General features: G+C 52.8%; 17 protein-coding genes and 1 pseudogene. 3 read left to right on the plus strand and 15 right to left on the minus strand.

What is annotated here, in order from left to right; translation table 11 throughout:
* Nucleotides 1-35: 35 nt before the first annotated feature.
* Both BFV64_RS15390 and BFV64_RS15395 read right to left on the minus strand, forming a co-directional pair.
* Complete coding sequence (locus BFV64_RS15390) at nucleotides 36-2,087, minus strand: tail fiber/spike domain-containing protein (protein WP_069602254.1); 2,052 nt, start codon at nucleotides 2,085-2,087, stop codon at nucleotides 36-38.
* Between the two features lie 282 nt (nucleotides 2,088-2,369).
* Nucleotides 2,370-2,615: a DUF2560 family protein gene (locus tag BFV64_RS15395; RefSeq protein WP_063928810.1), complete on the minus strand. Its 246-nt coding sequence runs from the start codon at nucleotides 2,613-2,615 to the stop codon at nucleotides 2,370-2,372.
* A gap of 94 nt (nucleotides 2,616-2,709) precedes the next feature.
* On the opposite strand from BFV64_RS15395, the gene BFV64_RS15400 reads away from it, so the two are divergent.
* The gene (locus BFV64_RS15400) at nucleotides 2,710-3,090 is read left to right on the plus strand and encodes a hypothetical protein (RefSeq protein ID WP_235611123.1); all 381 of its coding nucleotides are present in this window, start codon (nucleotides 2,710-2,712) and stop codon (nucleotides 3,088-3,090) included.
* Nucleotides 3,091-3,103: 13 nt separating this feature from the next.
* Here BFV64_RS15400 and BFV64_RS15405 read toward each other — a convergent pair whose 3' ends face one another.
* The 6 genes and pseudogenes from BFV64_RS15405 to BFV64_RS15430 form a co-directional block, all read right to left on the minus strand.
* Nucleotides 3,104-3,361 (minus strand): Acb2/Tad1 domain-containing protein, encoded by a 258-nt coding sequence (locus BFV64_RS15405; RefSeq protein ID WP_069602255.1) that lies wholly within the window; start codon nucleotides 3,359-3,361, stop codon nucleotides 3,104-3,106.
* Nucleotides 3,358-3,552, minus strand: a complete 195-nt coding sequence (locus tag BFV64_RS25935) for a hypothetical protein (RefSeq protein ID WP_069602256.1) — start codon at nucleotides 3,550-3,552, stop codon at nucleotides 3,358-3,360. Before BFV64_RS25935 ends, BFV64_RS15405 begins: the two co-directional genes overlap by 4 nt.
* On the minus strand, nucleotides 3,503-3,781 hold the full coding sequence (locus BFV64_RS15415; protein WP_069602257.1) for a hypothetical protein: 279 nt from the start codon (nucleotides 3,779-3,781) through the stop codon (nucleotides 3,503-3,505). The genes BFV64_RS25935 and BFV64_RS15415 overlap by 50 nt, the downstream gene beginning before the upstream one ends.
* Complete coding sequence (locus BFV64_RS15420) at nucleotides 3,778-4,002, minus strand: hypothetical protein (RefSeq protein ID WP_069602258.1); 225 nt, start codon at nucleotides 4,000-4,002, stop codon at nucleotides 3,778-3,780. The genes BFV64_RS15415 and BFV64_RS15420 overlap by 4 nt, the downstream gene beginning before the upstream one ends.
* Nucleotides 3,999-4,385, minus strand: a pseudogene (locus BFV64_RS15425) (glycoside hydrolase family 19 protein); the annotation flags it as partial. The gene BFV64_RS15420 and the pseudogene BFV64_RS15425, both read right to left, overlap by 4 nt.
* 388 nt (nucleotides 4,386-4,773) lie before the next feature.
* Nucleotides 4,774-5,034: a DUF2534 family protein gene (locus BFV64_RS15430; protein ID WP_008500962.1), complete on the minus strand. Its 261-nt coding sequence runs from the start codon at nucleotides 5,032-5,034 to the stop codon at nucleotides 4,774-4,776.
* A gap of 208 nt (nucleotides 5,035-5,242) precedes the next feature.
* On the opposite strand from BFV64_RS15430, the gene eco reads away from it, so the two are divergent.
* Nucleotides 5,243-5,743, plus strand: coding sequence for a serine protease inhibitor ecotin (gene eco, locus BFV64_RS15435; protein ID WP_045134317.1), 501 nt, complete (start codon nucleotides 5,243-5,245; stop codon nucleotides 5,741-5,743).
* Between the two features lie 80 nt (nucleotides 5,744-5,823).
* Here eco and mqo read toward each other — a convergent pair whose 3' ends face one another.
* The gene (gene mqo / locus BFV64_RS15440) at nucleotides 5,824-7,473 is read right to left on the minus strand and encodes a malate dehydrogenase (quinone) (protein ID WP_069602259.1); all 1,650 of its coding nucleotides are present in this window, start codon (nucleotides 7,471-7,473) and stop codon (nucleotides 5,824-5,826) included.
* Between the two features lie 187 nt (nucleotides 7,474-7,660).
* Here mqo and BFV64_RS15445 point away from each other — a divergent pair, with 187 nt between their 5' ends.
* Nucleotides 7,661-8,950 carry a SulP family inorganic anion transporter gene (locus BFV64_RS15445; RefSeq protein ID WP_047626881.1) on the plus strand — a complete coding sequence of 430 codons (1,290 nt, stop codon included), beginning with the start codon at nucleotides 7,661-7,663 and terminating at the stop codon, nucleotides 8,948-8,950.
* Here the strand turns inward: BFV64_RS15445 and mgtE are convergent.
* The 6 genes from mgtE to BFV64_RS15475 all read right to left on the minus strand — a co-directional run bounded on the left by mgtE (nucleotide 8,913) and on the right by BFV64_RS15475 (nucleotide 16,284).
* Complete coding sequence (mgtE, locus tag BFV64_RS15450; protein WP_014884601.1) at nucleotides 8,913-10,349, minus strand: magnesium transporter; 1,437 nt, start codon at nucleotides 10,347-10,349, stop codon at nucleotides 8,913-8,915. The two genes, BFV64_RS15445 and mgtE, sit on opposite strands and share 38 nt — an antisense overlap.
* A 148-nt stretch (nucleotides 10,350-10,497) precedes the next feature.
* Nucleotides 10,498-12,141, minus strand: a complete 1,644-nt coding sequence (locus BFV64_RS15455; protein WP_045281828.1) for a multidrug ABC transporter permease/ATP-binding protein — start codon at nucleotides 12,139-12,141, stop codon at nucleotides 10,498-10,500.
* Between the two features lie 69 nt (nucleotides 12,142-12,210).
* Nucleotides 12,211-12,867 carry a DNA oxidative demethylase AlkB gene (alkB, locus tag BFV64_RS15460; protein WP_023330945.1) on the minus strand — a complete coding sequence of 219 codons (657 nt, stop codon included), beginning with the start codon at nucleotides 12,865-12,867 and terminating at the stop codon, nucleotides 12,211-12,213.
* Nucleotides 12,867-13,925, minus strand: a complete 1,059-nt coding sequence (gene ada, locus BFV64_RS15465) for a bifunctional DNA-binding transcriptional regulator/O6-methylguanine-DNA methyltransferase Ada (protein ID WP_050862913.1) — start codon at nucleotides 13,923-13,925, stop codon at nucleotides 12,867-12,869. Before ada ends, alkB begins: the two co-directional genes overlap by 1 nt.
* Before the next feature lie 72 nt (nucleotides 13,926-13,997).
* Nucleotides 13,998-15,053 carry an FAD:protein FMN transferase ApbE gene (apbE, locus tag BFV64_RS15470; RefSeq protein WP_047026907.1) on the minus strand — a complete coding sequence of 352 codons (1,056 nt, stop codon included), beginning with the start codon at nucleotides 15,051-15,053 and terminating at the stop codon, nucleotides 13,998-14,000.
* A gap of 115 nt (nucleotides 15,054-15,168) precedes the next feature.
* Nucleotides 15,169-16,284 (minus strand): porin OmpC, encoded by a 1,116-nt coding sequence (locus tag BFV64_RS15475; protein WP_014884606.1) that lies wholly within the window; start codon nucleotides 16,282-16,284, stop codon nucleotides 15,169-15,171.
* Nucleotides 16,285-16,405: the final 121 nt, after the last annotated feature.

The following is a 16,405-nucleotide window of genomic DNA, read 5'->3' on the forward strand; positions in this document are numbered from 1 at the left end:
CGTAAATTGATTATCACATCCATGTGATCAAGTTATTAACTACTGCTTGTATAGGTTGCACCAGTATACAGATGCTTCCATATTTTATTTTGAACAGAGACCATGCCGACACCACAAGATAATGATGCATTCGAATTATAGCAGGATGAATTATCTATAGAAGTTAATTTGGTTAAATCACAAGCTATGTTGTGAATCCCTCGCATTAACCTGATGGTTCCAGCATTTGATGTCGCTAAAGTATTAGAACCATCGGTATCAACATCACCACTTATGTAGTATGTTCCAGCATTCGATGAAAATGGAACGTATCCTGAAGCAATCGGTGCCTTTACGTTTTTACAGTAAACTTTAGCTGTAGTCCCTGTTAGATCGACTACACCTGTAGTTCCATCAAATGTGGCATTGCTGATATAAATTTCCGGTTGTGTAGCCATTGCGGCAGTTGAGTAGAAAGCTGCAAGTCCGCGCAATTGGGTTAGGTTGTTTACGTGCATCTTCGTAAGGCTATTGGTTCCAATGCCTCGATAAACTCTTCCTTGAGTAGTATCGGTGAAAGAAGCCTGGATATTATTCAAAAAAACTTGTCCTAAAACGCCTCTATTCTGAACGACTGATGAATTGGCATTTACAGGAAAGATTGTTCGACAGTTGTTGATGATTAGTGTTTCACAGAATGTAGTGTTGGTATTGTTCAGCGCTACCAACCCAAGGCCATTGCGAGGTCCATTGTTGATAGTTAACTGATGTACCATCGTCCCGTATGTGCCTGAAATACCAACAACGGGAGCTACATCGTTTCGAGTATAAACATTCTCAATCGTTAAATCGTCAATCTCCACGCCATATAAGTTAGGAGAAGCACCATATCCACGGTCATTAATTTCTATGATTGGGTAGGCGTTTGCTGGGTTTGGAACTGCATAAATTTCGCTGACATGTAAATTATTGACCTTAGTATACGTCAAACCGTTGGTGTCAGCATTAAAGCGCGCTACAGCGTGATTGGTGTTACCATACAATCCAGCAATTTTCATGCGCACATAAACGCCTGAGCCATCTCCACCAAACGTCAATAATGTAGTTGTAGTGGTTCCTTCATCATTAGCCTGATTAAGGCTATAGATACCAGCAATATCGACGTTTGAGAAATCGCCAGGCTCACTGATATCGTATTGTGGATAGTCCCCAATTGTTAAAGCACACATATCATCGCCAGTTACACCACTCAAATTTCGAACATAAACATTCTGGCATGGATTCTGTAAATGTAGGCCGTCAGAGATAGTGTTGAAGCGCAGACCGTCTACGTGCAGGTTTTGTACTTTAGCAACCAGCCAGCAATATTTACGGGCGTTACGAACGAGAATGCCACCACCAATACGCAATGTAGTAACGTTTTTAAAAATAGATGCCATGCTCCCAGTGCCGTTAAATCCTTTTGCCAGACCATTAAAATCAATGGTTCCCGCCCCCCAAACTTCGATGAAGTCATCTGCTGCTCCCGCACCGGCGTTAACGGCATAGCTGTAATTCTGAAGAATATTGCCGTTGTAGCTATCAACAGCTTTAAGAATAACACCTGCACCAATCCATAAACGCGTGCCTGAACGCAGCACCCAGGCGCGGTCTGTTAGATATGTACCAGGCTTCTCGAAACGAATATCCCCGCCCGCGGCAAACATAGCATCCAGACCGGAGCCAATGATGTTTGTGGTGCTTGGTTCAATACCATACATCTGAGGGGTGCGGTATTGAATGGCAGAACCGACTGTACCAGCAGGATAGAAGGATCCTACCGACACTCCAACCAACCCAGCACCACTTGTTTTTGCCAGGTCCTTTCTTAAGATGTCATTCGCGTCAATGACCTGCCACTTACCTTTGCCAATACCCCCGGAAGAATCTGGAGTAGAGTCAGGCGGTACTGTTTTTGGTAGCGAGGCCAGATCATCCCAAATATACCAAGTATCATCAGTTTCATCCTGAACGATGTCACCGGCAGATGCTACCAGCGCACCACCTTGAAATGTTCCCACTGGGTTAAGACCTAATGCTGCCAGCGCTTCCTTGTAACGTTGCTCCATTCCATACTAGGTTAGACGCATTGCACCAAATCGGTCTGCCCATGTCTCGTTTACCTGGTCATTTGATAAATGATCAAAGTTTTGCGCATTGTCGTAAAGGTCACGCGGGTCCTGAGAACCCAGTGGATTGTTGGTGCCATAAGTGGTCATGGAAACTCCAGACATAAAAAAACCCGCCGTAGCGGGTTGAATTGGTTTTTTCAGGCGACATCACCGGGGTAAGTCGCGTCATCGTACTCATATTTAGCGGGGTTATGCGAGGCCTGTTACTTACGATGACGATCAACTGCCAGATTCACCTACAAACAGCAGCAGGGCTTCTTCCGATGCTTTAATAGCTTTCGTGGTTCTGGCCACAGGTCCGATTTCGGTAGTGACGCGGCTCAGCTGGTTAACGAAAAGCTGATACTTCAGTGGGTCGTCTCCAACAAACTGAATCGCGTCTGCGGCTGCAGCGGTGTCATAGTTCAGGTTCGTCAGCAGGTTTAAGCGGATCTGCTGTGCAGGTGTAACGGTGATTTCAGACATTGTTTATCCTCTGGATTTTTTCATTAACTGCACTTCATCGCAAAGCTCGTATAATGCTGTTCAGGTCTGTTTTCCGATTCAATCAGGAGTTTTTATGGATACGAAAAAAACGGTTTCATATCACTTTGATGGGTGTGATGGCTCAGAGATTACGAACAATCTATCTTTGGGTTCAGATGTAGGTTATGAGTTTAAAAACTCACCTGGCTTAACCGTTAATGGAAACAAGCATTTTTCAGAAAGGGTAATGGCTCATTACTATGAGACATTGAGAGTTGTTGATGCATATAAAGATGAGATAGTTGAGCAATTAGGTGATAAAAAGCACCAAGAGATAGTTGAACTACTTCAAAGCATAGTCAGTGCCCAATCAAAATCTCCTCTCGAATATATGGAGAGATTCGTTTCTCTGGGGGCAAATACGTTAGCAATATGGCCAGCTATAAAACGTTTGATAAGCATGCTCGCCGGTTGATTACTAATCATGCCTAACTGTCTGAATCGGGGCGGGCCACAGCACGGCATGCAGCCATGCACGCTCGCTTCATGTCGAATTCAGCCTGTCTTATCCACTCCTGGGCTTCCCAGCTATCGACTCCAGGAGGGATGTCGCCCATTTGTTCGCGAAGCAATTTGATGAACTGGCGGCTGATGTCCTTGAACTGGTTCATCTTGCCGATTTCACCGTAAGAGAGTTCGCGGTAGCCCTTAACGGTGCTTCCGTCCTGTGGTTTAGCTTCAATCATGGAGTTCTCTTCTCGGTTGGTTTCTGACAGTTTGCCTGCCACGCTTTGTTATGCGCCAGGATGTCTTTCTTCGTCTGGCGGTCCATAACGTCGATGTCGTGATCAGTCAGGTAGATTGGCTTTACCCAGTCACAGGCGGTATCAACCACTACCGGGACGCTTCCACGTGTCACGCAGCTCGCGATCAACATCGTCATCAGGCATGTGGTTAACAGTCTGCTGTACATTGCTGGCCTCTTTTGTTGCTTCTACCCGGCGTTCGGCTACTGCTTCAGTGGCTGCAGCCTTTTCTTCTGTGCGCTGCTGATCGGCTTTCGCTTCAGCTTTGCTGGTCCCGCGTGAATGACCAATACCAAAAGCGGCGGCGATAGCACCAAGAATGGTTACTGCTACCGTGATGATTAACTGCACTGTGCTCATGCTTCCACCTTCGGTTCAAAGGATCGAACGTTCATGGGTTCCCCTGACGGGAAAGACCAGTTCAGCCAAGTGAAGGTCTTAAGCTCACACATACCGTCAAACATCTCGCCAGGATCGATATCTTCGTAGCTGCAGACGATATTAAGCTCATTGCCTTGTGCCTGAAGAACAACGGTATCTGTCTCCCATCGCGGGATTAGGATGCGTAGCCACTTTTTCATACCAGCACCGTTTTCGCTTGCCCGAAGCGTGCACGACGATCTTCAAGTCCGTTCGTACCGCCGTTGATAATCTTCGTCACCTGCATCAGGTCTCCGGAATACTTCAGGCATCCCTTAGTGGCGAAGAACCACGCCGCGCATCTGGCTGCATAAACATCTTCGGCCAACAGTTCAGGCTGCTTAACCAAATCAACCTTCAAGCCGTTCCCACAATCACGGTAGTTATTGAGGCCGGTAATCTGGATAAGGCCACGCCCACGGTATAACCACCCGTCACCCGGCGCATTGTTGCCGTTGCGTTTGCTGTAGACCAGATTGGCAATGGCGCGCTGGCGTTCGATAGGTAATGTCCGTTCCTCAGGACGGCGGCCAAGCGCGTTAGCCAGGGCATCGATCCTCAAGGCAGGATGGCCCATAGTGACGCCAAATCAACGAAGATTTATACCAGTAACCATATCGACTGGGTTATGGTTCCACACGGTGAGATAAAGGCAGGCTAGCTAATGGCGAAACCACCCCTTAACTCATTGATGTATATAGTGCATATAATGCATAAAAAACACTGTTTGCTTACACAGTCGAAAAGCCTGCAAGCCAGTAATGGAGCGGCTTAGAAGCATTTTACGCGGGTGTCATGGGGTGTCGGGGGTCGGAGGTTCAAATCCTCTCGTGCCGACCAAAAACACATTGAAAACCAGCCTCTTATGGCTGGTTTTTTTTATGCATAAAAAAGCCACCCCGCAGGATGGCTTCCTTATCGCACGTCGGCGCTTAGTGCTTCTCACGTCCACCCAGGAAGAAAATACCCAGCGGGATGGCAAGCAGAACGGTGAAGACAAGGCTGTAAACGAAGATCATCGCCGATTGCAGAACATACATGCTGGTGGTCCAGGCGGAGAGAGGAATGTTGTACTGTTCGATAACGCCAACAATGGTTGCCCGCCCCACGCACGCGGCCGCAATCATAAACACAACCAGTAGCGCCAGGAGGAACTTGCGGCCTTCAGGTGTTTTCAGTTTTGCACGAACCATCTCTCTTCCCTTTACAGATGAATAACATTATGTGGCATTCAAAATAACACGATCTGCCGCCAGATACCATTTCAGCACAAAAAACTGGATTTATAGTGTAAGTCAGGTTTATTACACCACTTATATTGAAAATGTAAGTAAATGACGCTAATCATTCATAAGTGTTATGCTAATCTGATTCGGCTCGTTTTGACATAAAGGAATGACAATGAAAAACGCACCTAAATTTGCCATCGCCCTGATTGCCGCGTGCATCAGTACCGGCGCTTTCGCCAGCGAAACCCAAAAAGAGCAGCCGCTGGAAAAAGTTGCCCCCTATCCGAAAGCGGACAAAGGGATGAAACGTCAGGTGATTCAGCTACCGGTTCTGCAGGACGAAGCGAACTACAAAGTGGAGCTGTTGATTGGTAAAACGCTGGAAGTGGATTGTAACCAGCACCGACTGGGCGGCCAACTGGAGAGCAAAACGCTGGAAGGTTGGGGCTACGATTACTACGTCTTCGACAAAGTGACCTCCCCCGTCTCCACCATGATGGCGTGCCCGGACGGCAAGAAAGAGAAGAAATTTGTAACGGCATATCTGGGTGATAACAGTCTGCTGCGCTATAACAGCAAGTTGCCTGTCGTGGTGTATACGCCTGAAAACGTAGAAGTGAAATACCGCGTATGGAAAGCGGATGAGAATGTCGGACAAGCGGTAGTACGTTGAAATTAAGTCGGGTGGCGGCTTCGCCTTACCCGACCTACAACACTAAAAACGGTAACGAATGTTACCGTTTTGCTTTTACCTTACAGGGCGATATCCGCAACCGGTTTGTTTTCAGTCTGAGGCTTCAGTTCCGCCTTTGGCGCAGCATCCGCTGCCTGCGGCTTCACATATTGCAACTGCAATACGCGGCTGGTGTATTCCAGCTCCTGCTCCGTCGCGTCGACATTCCCGTTCAGCTTCGTACCGTAGGATGGAATAATCGTTTTCAGCTTCGCCTGCCATTCCGGGCTGGCAACTTTATCTTTAAACACTTTTTCCATCAGGTGCAGCATGATTGGCGCAGCAGTAGATGCACCCGGTGACGCGCCCAGCAGCGCGGCAATCGTGCCATCCTTATCGCTCACCACTTCCGTACCCAGACGCAGCACGCCGCCCTCTTTCGGGTCACGCTTGATGATCTGAACGCGCTGTCCCGCCTGCCACAGACGCCAGTCTTCTTTCTTCGCCTGCGGATAGTACTCTTTCAGCGCCTCGAAGCGTTCCTCGTCAGAGAGCATCACCTGGCTGATGAGATATTTCACCAGATCGAAGTTATCCAGACCCACGTCCATCATCGGCTTGACGTTAGAGGTGGTCGTGGCGCTGAGCAGATCCCACAGGGAGCCATTTTTCAGGAACTTGGTGGAGAAAGTCGCGAACGGTCCGAACAGCACCACGCGCTTACCGTCAAGCATACGGGTGTCGATGTGCGGAACAGACATCGGCGGTGCACCGACGGAAGCCTGACCGTACACTTTTGCCAGATGACGATTCACCACTTCCGGGTTCTCGGATACCAGGAACTGACCGCCAACCGGGAAGCCAGCATAGTCGTCAGCTTCAGGAATACCGGACTCCTGCAGCAGTTTCAGCGCCGCCCCACCGGCACCAATAAAGACAAACTTCGCCTTGATGACGTGCTCGGCTTCGTTGTTTTTCAGATCGGCAACGGTCACGCTCCAGCTGTTATCCGCGTTGCGCTTAAAACCACGCACTTCGGTGCTGAGCTGCAGGTTGAAGTTCTCTTTCTTCTTCAAAGACGTCACCAGCTGACGGGTAATTTCGCCATAGTTAACGTCGGTACCAATTTCGGTCCGGGTCGCGGCCACTTTCTGGTTCGGGTCACGACCTTCCATCACCAGCGGCGCCCACTCTTTGATCTGAGCGTGGTCTTCAGAGTATTTCATCCCACGGAAGAGCGTGCTCTGCTGCAGCGCAGCGTAACGCGCGCGCAGGAAGTTGACGTTCTGCTCGCCCCACACAAAGCTCATGTGCGGTACGGTGTTAATGAAGGAGTGCGGGTCATGCATCACGCCGCTGTTGACCTGGTGAGACCAGAACTGGCGTGAGATCTGAAACGCTTCGTTGATCTCTACCGCCTTCTCGATACTAATGGAACCGTCCTTTTTCTGCGGCGTATAGTTCAGTTCCATGAGTGCCGAATGTCCGGTACCGGCGTTGTTCCAGCCGTTCGAACTTTCCTGCGCCACGCCATCAAGGCGCTCGACCATGGTCATGGACCAGTCCGGCTGAAGTTCTTGCAGATAGGTTCCCAGCGTGGCGCTCATGATACCGCCACCAATTAAAAGGACGTCCGTTTCCTGCTCTTTAGGGGTGTCAGCTTTCGCCGCCATAGAGACGGTGTTAAGCCCCACGGCCAGAGAAAAGAGCATGGCAGTCATTTTTTTCATAATTTATGCCTTAGTGTAAAAGTGCTTGATGCGTGGAAATTGCAGGTGAAAAAAGCTGCGGAGGCACGGTAACAACTTTTAAATATTGTTTAAAGGTTACGAAATTATTGTAATTGTGAAATTTAATGGTGGGTTGTTTGTAAGGAATTATCGATGTGGCTGGTAAATCGTGGGTTTACTGGCTAGTATGTGGCGTTTTGTGATCGCGCGCACGGAAGCCTGCCCTAATCTGCGAAAAGTTATGTCCTTACCCCATTCTGCTGTACCCGGCGAAGACCGCGTCACCACGGTCCTTAGCTCGCCAAAACTTCTGATGCGTGAAACGCTGGCGGGCGTCATTACCGCCCTGGCCCTGGTCCCTGAAGTGATCTCATTTTCGGTGGTTGCAGGCGTTGATCCCAAAGTCAGCCTGATCGCCTCCGTGGTGTTGTGTTTTGCTTTGTCTGTGCTGGGCGGTCGTCCGGCGATGGTCACGGCGGCGGCCGGTTCCGTGGCGCTGGTTATTGGTCCGATGGTGCACCAGCACGGCGTGCAGTACATTCTTCCGGCGGTTCTCATGGCGGGGGTGATCCAAATACTGTTTGGCGCACTGGGCATGGCAAGGCTGATGCGCTTTATCCCTCAGTCGGTGATGACCGGGTTTGTTAACGCCCTCGGCATCTTAATTTTCTTTGCTCAGGTTCCGCACTTCTGGAGCCGAAGCCCGTTAATCGTCGGCCTGTTCGTGCTCACGCTGCTTATCGTGCTGTGGGTGCCGCGCTATATCAAAAGCATCCCTTCCCCGCTGATTGCGATAGTGGTGCTCACGTTGTTCACCGTTACCAGCGGGCAAATTCTGCCGACGGTGGGTGATGAAGGCTCGATGAGTGGCGGGTTACCGGGACTGACGCAACTGCTGGTCCCCCTGAACATAGAAACGTTAAGCATTATCTGGCCGTGCGCGTTAAGCATTGCGTTCGTCGGGCTGCTGGAGTCACTGCTGACGGCGAAGCTGGTGGATGAACTGACCGTCACCCCGTCCAGTAAACGCCGTGAAAGCATCGGGTTGGGCGTGGGCAATATCCTGGCCGGGCTCTATGGCGGGATCGCAGGCTGCGCGATGATTGGACAAACCATCGTCAACGTGGAGATGGGGAAAGGCCGAAGCCGTATTTCAACGTTAGCGGCTGGCATCGTTTTACTGGTGCTGGTGACGGCGCTGAGCGACGTGATGGCTAAAATTCCGATGGCGGTGCTGGCAGGCATTATGGCGATAGTCGCCATCAAAACCTTCAGCTGGCACAGCATTCAGCCCGCAACGGTAAAAAATGCACCGGTTGCGGAAACCGTCGTGATGCTGGTGACGGTCGCCGCAACGGTATCAACCGGTAACCTGGCGATTGGCGTGCTGGGGGGGATTATCCTCATGGCACTGCTTCCCGCCCGCATTAAACGTCGTCTTAAAGCAGAAAAAGCGTTGCAAGCCCAAGAAAAATAAAGAAACCACCGGTATCGGTGATGGCAGTGATCATCACGCTCGACCCCACCGCGGGGTCGCGCCCCAGTTTGGTCATGGTCAGTGGAATAATGACCCCCATCATCGATGCCACCAGTAAATTCAGCACCATCGCCAGCATCATCACCCCGCCTAAGGCCATATCGTCATACAGCCACCAGGTGATGCCCCCCATAATGCCGCCCCACACCAGGCCGTTGATCAGCGCCACCCCCATCTCCCTGAAGATCAGAAAGGCGAAATTGCCGGGCTGAATATTTTCCAGCGCCAGCGCGCGAACGATCATCGTGATGGTCTGGTTTCCGGTGTTGCCGCCAATCCCGGCCACAATCGGCATTAATGACGCCAGGGCCACCAGCTGTGAAATGGTGTGTTCAAAGCCATCGATTACGCGGGAGGCGATAAAGGCGGTACACAAATTAATGGCAAGCCACGCCCAGCGCGTTTTCACCGCCTTACCGACGGAGGCGTGGACGTCATCTTCGGCGCTGATCCCCCCGAGCGCGCGCAGGTCGTTATCGGTCTCTTCGTAGACCACGTCAACGATCTCATCAACCGTCAGACGGCCCATCAGCTTGCCGACGGAATCCACGACGGCCGCACTCACGAGGTCGTCACGTTCGAAGGTACGTGCCGCTTTTTCAGCATCGTCTTCCGGAGAGAAGACCATCGGCTCGTTTTCCATCACCTCACTGACTCGCCGCTGGGTGCTGTTAAGCAGGATCGTTTTCAGCTCCAGCTCGCCCAGCAGGGTTTTATCCCGCGAGGTGACGAACAGTTTATCGGTGTTATCCGGCATCTTGCCCAGGCGACGCAGGTAGCGCTGCACGGTACCGAGCGTGACGTCCGGACGCACCGTGATAACGCCAAACTCCATGATCGCGCCGACGCTATTTTTCTCGTAGTGCATCACCTGACGAACGCGCGCGCGCTCATCGGCAGGCAGGGAGGCCAGCAGGCGACCGGTCAGGTTACGCGGCAGGTGTTGTACAAGGTAAATCTGTTCGTCGATATCCAGCGTTTGCAGCGCATCGAGGATGTCCCGGTCGCTCATCTCGTCGATCAGGTCATCCCAGACGTTTTCCGAAGCTTCAAGCAGTACCTGCCCGCGCTCGTGATCCTGCACCAGACGCCACAGGGCGTGACGCTCTTCGGAGGGAAGTGCTTCGAGCGTATCCGCCAGATCCGGCGGGGGTAAATGAGCAACCAGCGCACCTACCTCAGCAATATCGTCGGCTAAAGTGCCGACATCATATTGCTCAGCCAGGGTCAGTTTGCCTAATAACGTAGAAGTGACCGCTTTATCGGTCGTGAGAAGCCAGATGAGTCGCGCACGCTCCTGATCGCGCTGCCTGGCGCTGTTTTTCTTTAATACCGACATCAATCATAAATCCATTAAATGAGTTGGCGTTAAGCATAGCGCGAGGATATGTGAATAAGAATAAACAACGGGACGGGATGAAGAAAAAAACGGCATTACGGCCACGATCTGTCCCCTCTCCCTGTGGGAGAGGGTTAAGGTGAGGGCATCAGGCCGTGCGCGCCACCGCATCACGCGAGGCCGCCGCACGCTCGTCACCGGTCAATTCGCTCAGCTTGCCATCGCGCATCTCCAGCAGACGGTCGGCGTGAATGAAGTAGTGATCGTCGTGGCTAATGGCGAAAATGGTTTTGCCCATCTCCTGCATCAGCGGCAGCAGCACCTGATAGAACTCACGGCGGAAGTGGGGATCCTGATCCGCCGCCCATTCGTCCAGCAGAATGATATCGCGCTCTTCCGCCAGCGCCAGCAGCAGCGCCACGCGCTTCTTCTGCCCTTTAGAGAGCTTCAGGTTGAGAATTTTACCGTCCTGAAGCTCCAGCTTGTGCGACATCTGCAGCTGTGCCAGCCATTTTTCCACCAGCACAGGATTGGCCTGCTGCCCTTCAGGGCCGAGCAGCCGATCGAACAGCCAGACGTCGGTAAATACCGCCGAAAAGAGCTTGCGGTAGTCCTCAGGTTTCCCGGCACTCAGCGCCTTACCGTCCAGCAAAATCTCGCCCGACTGCGGCTGGTAGAGTCCGGTGAGCAACATCGCCAGCGTGGATTTACCGCTGCCGTTACCGCCGATGAGGAACAGCAGTTCACCGCGGTGAATCGTCAGGTTGACCGGCCCCACGGAGAAGGCGTTGTCCTGATAGCGGAACGTCACGTCGCGCAGCTCCAGCGTATGCCAGTCCGGGAAGGCTTGCGGGCGCGGGAATTCCGCCTTAAATGGCGCGAGGTCGAATTTTTTGAGCTTGTTAAACGCCACCTGTGCGCTCAGCAAGGTGGGCAATGCGCCGACCGCCGAGAGCAGCGGCGTGCGTAAAAACAGCAGCGTCAGTGAGTAGGTTGCCGCCACGTTGGTGTCCGCCCAGCCCAGGCTGTTCGCCATCCAGAATACCAGGCCAATGGCACCCAGCATCATGATATTTGACCAGTTCACCGCGCTCAGGTGGTAAGTATCGGCGCGGATGATGTGATGCCGATATTCGCGCGCGTCCGGGATATAGAGGTGATTGAAGATATACTCGGCGCGCTCGCGGTTCAGGGTCAGCTCCTTGCGCCCTTCCAGCACCGTCTGGTAATCGTTATACAGTTTATCTTCCGTTTCGCGCAGCACCGCCATGTGTTTATAGACGCGTGACACCAGCACAAAGCCGCCCCAGATGGTAATGGCAATCCACAGAGCGGTCACCGCCAGCATTTTACTGGAGAGCCAGGCAAGATAAGCCGCCGAGCCAAAGGTCAGAATGATCCCCTGCACCAGCTCCGGCAGACGAACAAACGCGATGGTGATAGCCCGCACGTCGCTGGTCAGCCCCGCCAGCAGGGAGGCGCTGCCAAGTTGCTCCACCCGTTCAACCTGAGTGTCCAGGATCCGCTTGATAAATTCGCTGCGCAAACGGAAAACGAAATGGTGGCCGAGCGCGGTTAGCGCCAGCTGAGAGCCAAGCGTAACCGCCATCAACAGCAGCAGCAGGCCGAGAAACTCTGGCAAAACAGAGAGTGAGGTATCGACCATTTCAATCAACCGCACGTTAATAAACGCGATCAGGCCAATACCCAATGCGGCGCTGGCAAGGCTTAACGCCATGACGGCAATGAAGGGCCAGCGATACTGACGCCAGACAAGGAGAAGTAGTTGCATGCAGGCAATCCGGACAATAAAAATCAGCCAGCAGTGTAAACTGCCCGGCGTGTACATCAAGAATAATTCTTATTTTTGTTTACTAAACCCTGCCTGGCGAAACGTCAGGTTAAAACGGTACTCGCCAGTGAGGGGATGCACCCCGGGTTTCAGAGGCTGAATGCCGTGATAATACAGCCGCGATTCCCTGCCCCACACCACCACGTCGCCATGCTCCAGCATAATGCGTTTGAGCGGATCGTTACGGCGTAATCCGCCAAACTGGAAGACGGCAGGAAGCCCTAACGATACCGAGACGATGGGCGCGCGGAGATCGGGTTCATCTTTATCCTGATGCAGGGAGAGTTTCGCGCCGACGGCGTAGCGGTTAATCAGGCAGGCATCCGGTCGGAAGTCAGGATAATCAGCGGCAACGGCAGCCTCGTGGCAGAGAGCCTGAAAAACCGCAGGCATCGGGGGCCACGGCTGGCCGGTCGCGGGATCGTTAGGCGCATACAGGTAGCCTCGTTCATTCGTCGCCCACCCTAATTCGCCGCAGTTCGCCATGGCCACCGACATCGTGTAACCGCCCGGCGTGACCATATGGCGAAACGGGGAAACCGCCGTCACCTCTTCTATACCCGCAAGCAGCGCCGCCGCACGGGAGAGCGCGAAGCGACGCAAAATAACCGCCCCCGGTGCCAGTGGTTCCTGCCAGGGTTCCGCATCCGCAAAAAGATCGAGCATTATCCCTCCTGGCGTTTCGCCTCACGTTTTAGCAATAGCGCTTTTCGCGCCGTCCCCCATCGGTAACCCGACAGTGCGCCATCGTTACGGACAACGCGGTGACAGGGGATCACAATCGCCAGCCTGTTTGCCGCACAGGCTCCCGCGACGGCACGTACCGCGTTGGGTTGTCCAATCGCCTGCGCCACCTGCTGATAACTTGCCGTTTCACCGCAGGGAATTTCACGAAGGGCCTGCCAGACTCGCTGCTGGAACGCGGTTCCGCGTATATCCAGCGGCAGTTCAAGCGGCGCTGCGCGGTTATCAATACTGGCAATCACCTGGTGGATACGCTGCGCGAAGGCATCTTCCTGCGGCGCGGGCTCTGCTTTTGGAAACAGCGTCGCCAGCTCCCCGGCTAATTCGGCATCGTCGTCACCGAGCAATATTGCGCAAATCCCCCGCTCGCTTTCAGCAACCAGACAGCGTCCTAATGAGCAGTCATCGATGGCGTACTGCACCGCCACGTCGCCTTTGCGGTACTGCTTCGCCGTCATACCCAGCGCATCTGTCGCTTTACGATAATAGCTGCTGCTGTCGGGAAAGCCTGCGGCCAGCACGGCATCGGTAACGGTATCCCCCTGGGCAAGCGCCGTGCGCAGACGTTGACCGCGCGCCGCCTGCTGCCAGGCTTTTGGCGTCATTCCGGTAACGGACTTAAACAGCCGGTGGAAGTGAAAAGGACTCATGGCCACCTGCTGCGCCAGACCGTCCAGCGTTAACGCAGGATCCTGCTCCAGAAGGCGACAGGCGTGCTCCACTTTCGCCAGCTTCTGCTGCTGCGGATCGCGTTTATCCGGCATACAGCGCTTGCACGGGCGAAACCCTGCCTCAATGGCATGGTGAACATCAGGATAGAAGTGGACGTTTTTACGCAGGGCGTGACGTGCCCGGCAGGACGGACGACAGACAATCCCCGTCGTTTGCACGGCAAAGACAAACTGATCGTCAGCACGCGGATCGCGAGCCAGTACAGCCTGCCAGCGTTCCTCATCGGTCATATAGGTTGGATTTTTCATCATCAGCTCCTCTTACAAGCATACCTGTAGCGTGCCTGAGTGCCACTGATAAAAAACCCGCAACCTTGCTTTTTAATTTTTGTCGCTCACCAGGAAACTGTTGAACTGCGGCGAGCTCCAGGTTTTAAACTCGTCGCCCTCTTTGGTGATCATATACACCGCCAGCCCTTCCTGACGAACCACCTCTTTCGCTTTTTCCGGGCCGAGGACCATTAAGCCGGTATCCCAGGCATCGGCTTCCAGCGCCGTCGGCGCAATCACCGTCACCGAGACCAGATTATGCGCGATCGGCCGCCCGGTCTGCGGATCAATAACATGCGAGATGCGCTTCCCGTCAAGCTCGTAATAGTTACGGTAACTCCCGGAGGTGCTGATGCCATGTCCGTTGATATCGACTATCGCCTGCACGGCATTTTGCCGATCGGTCGGTTTTTGAATCGCTACGCGCCACGGTTTATCGCTGGCGTTCATGCCCCGGCTGACTAACGCGCCGCCCACGGAGACCAGATAGCGCGAAATGCCTTCCTGCGTCATCAGCGCGGCAAGGTGATCCGCCGCGTAGCCTTCCCCTACCGTCGACAGATCGACAAACAGATCGGGGATATCTTTTTGCAGGTACTGTTGGCCGTACTGATTGATCACCGTCAGATGCTGCAGCCCTGTCCGGGCACGGGCATCATCAATAGCCGCCTGATCGGGCGTCACCACCGGCTGTTTATTCGGGCCAAATCCCCAGAGGTTCACCAGCGGCCCGACGGTCACGTCCATCGCACCGTTGGTTTTATATCCCACGCGAATGGACTCGGTGACGATATCAGCCATCGCTTCACTCACCGGCCACAGAGACGTACTGGTGGAGAGGTTAAAGCGCATCAGCGCCGAGTCATTTTTGTAGGTCGACAGCAGCTGATCGTCGGCGTCCAGCTGAGCCTGGATTTTGCCGCGAAGTTCTTCCGTGCGCGTTTTATCGAGATTCATCACGCTGACGCGCCAGAAGGTGCCCATCGTTTTGCCTTCGAGCACCGTGGCAGCGGGTGCGTCGGTTTTCGCCACGGGGGCGGGATCGTTACATGCGGTCAGGAAAAAAAGCATAGCCAGAAAGCTGGCGCGTAAAAAAGTCATATCCATTCATTATTATCCTCATGCCAGGGCGGCAAGAGTACACCAAAACGGGTCAATTGTGAGATCCAAAAACACGCACAAAAAAGGGGCCATCAGGCCCCTGAGTCATACTACGACGCGATTAGAACTGGTAAACCAGACCCAGCGCGACGATATCATCAGTACCGATACCGGCCTGACGGGTGAACTCATTTTCATCAACCAGGTTGATTTTGTAATCCACGTAGGTGGACATGTTTTTGTTGAAGTAGTAAGTCGCACCCACATCAACATATTTCAGCAGATCCTGGTCGCCATACCCTTCGATGTCCTTACCTTTAGACTGCAGGTAAGCCACGGATGGACGCAGGCCGAAGTCGAACTGGTACTGAGCAACCACTTCGAAGTTCTGCGCTTTGTTAGCGAAACCGTAGATATCGCTGCTGCTCTGAGAGTTGCCGAAACGTGTTGCGTTATAAGTCTGAGAGTACTGCGCGGCCAGATAGATGTTGTTGGCATCGTATTTCAGGCCACCCGTATAGACTTCGGCGTGATCGCCTTCGCCTTTCAGGGCTGGGTTAGCCGTGTTGTTCTGATCGGCGGTACGTTTGGAAGAAGACATTGCACCACCGATGCTGAAGCCTTCGCCCAGGTTATAGGTCAGGGACGCACCGTAACCGTCGCCGTTCTGTTTCAGGGTGCTACGACCGGTGTCGTTTTCACCGCTTACGCTACCGTTTTTACCCTGATACTGCAGAGCAAAGTTCAGGCCATCCACCAGACCAAAGAAGTCCTGGTTACGGTAGGTTGCCACGCCGTTAGCACGAGATTGCAGGAAGTTGTCTGCACCGTAGGTATCACCACCAAATTCTGGCAGCACGTCAGTCCAGGATGTTACGTCGTAGATCACACCGTAGTTACGACCGTAATCGAAAGAACCCGCTTCAGCGAATTTCAGACCAGCAAACGCCACACGGGTCCAGGCCTGGTTGTCGCTTTCTGTTGTGTTGCCCTGGATCTGGTATTCCCACTGGCCGTAACCGGTCAGCTGATCGTTAACCTGAGTTTCACCTTTGAAGCCAAGACGCATGTAGGTCTGGTCACCGTCAGCACTCTTGTCGTCAGAGAAATAGTGCAGACCATCAACTTTGCCGTACAGATCTAATTTGTTGCCATCTTTGTTATAAATTTCAGCCGCATTTGCTGCGCCTGCTACCAGCAGTGCTGGTACCAGGAGGGACAGTACTTTAACTTTCATTTTATTAACCCTCTGTTATATGCCTTATAATTGCCACTGCTTACTGGCTAACCCTCATTAACCAGTCGGCAATTTCATTCTCCGCAAAATTACAGAATAATCCAATGCGAATATGATACGA

Source organism: Enterobacter kobei, from assembly GCF_001729765.1.
Lineage (GTDB): Bacteria > Pseudomonadota > Gammaproteobacteria > Enterobacterales > Enterobacteriaceae > Enterobacter > Enterobacter kobei.

Coding starts and splice junctions, on each gene's coding strand:
- BFV64_RS15445 (WP_047626881.1), top strand. CDS start 7,661: ATGTGGCGTTTTGTGATCGCGCGCACGGAAGCCTGCCCTAATCTGCGA.
- BFV64_RS15405 (WP_069602255.1), bottom strand. CDS start 3,361: ATGATTGAAGCTAAACCACAGGACGGAAGCACCGTTAAGGGCTACCGC.
- BFV64_RS15430 (WP_008500962.1), bottom strand. CDS start 5,034: ATGGTTCGTGCAAAACTGAAAACACCTGAAGGCCGCAAGTTCCTCCTG.
- BFV64_RS15420 (WP_069602258.1), bottom strand. CDS start 4,002: ATGAAAAAGTGGCTACGCATCCTAATCCCGCGATGGGAGACAGATACC.
- BFV64_RS15455 (WP_045281828.1), bottom strand. CDS start 12,141: ATGCAACTACTTCTCCTTGTCTGGCGTCAGTATCGCTGGCCCTTCATT.
- eco (WP_045134317.1), top strand. CDS start 5,243: ATGAAAAACGCACCTAAATTTGCCATCGCCCTGATTGCCGCGTGCATC.
- mgtE (WP_014884601.1), bottom strand. CDS start 10,349: ATGTCGGTATTAAAGAAAAACAGCGCCAGGCAGCGCGATCAGGAGCGT.
- alkB (WP_023330945.1), bottom strand. CDS start 12,867: ATGCTCGATCTTTTTGCGGATGCGGAACCCTGGCAGGAACCACTGGCA.
- mqo (WP_069602259.1), bottom strand. CDS start 7,473: ATGAAAAAAATGACTGCCATGCTCTTTTCTCTGGCCGTGGGGCTTAAC.
- BFV64_RS15475 (WP_014884606.1), bottom strand. CDS start 16,284: ATGAAAGTTAAAGTACTGTCCCTCCTGGTACCAGCACTGCTGGTAGCA.
- apbE (WP_047026907.1), bottom strand. CDS start 15,053: ATGGATATGACTTTTTTACGCGCCAGCTTTCTGGCTATGCTTTTTTTC.
- BFV64_RS15415 (WP_069602257.1), bottom strand. CDS start 3,781: ATGAGCACAGTGCAGTTAATCATCACGGTAGCAGTAACCATTCTTGGT.
- BFV64_RS25935 (WP_069602256.1), bottom strand. CDS start 3,552: ATGTTGATCGCGAGCTGCGTGACACGTGGAAGCGTCCCGGTAGTGGTT.
- BFV64_RS15400 (WP_235611123.1), top strand. CDS start 2,710: ATGGATACGAAAAAAACGGTTTCATATCACTTTGATGGGTGTGATGGC.
- ada (WP_050862913.1), bottom strand. CDS start 13,925: ATGAAAAATCCAACCTATATGACCGATGAGGAACGCTGGCAGGCTGTA.
- BFV64_RS15390 (WP_069602254.1), bottom strand. CDS start 2,087: ATGGAGCAACGTTACAAGGAAGCGCTGGCAGCATTAGGTCTTAACCCA.
- BFV64_RS15395 (WP_063928810.1), bottom strand. CDS start 2,615: ATGTCTGAAATCACCGTTACACCTGCACAGCAGATCCGCTTAAACCTG.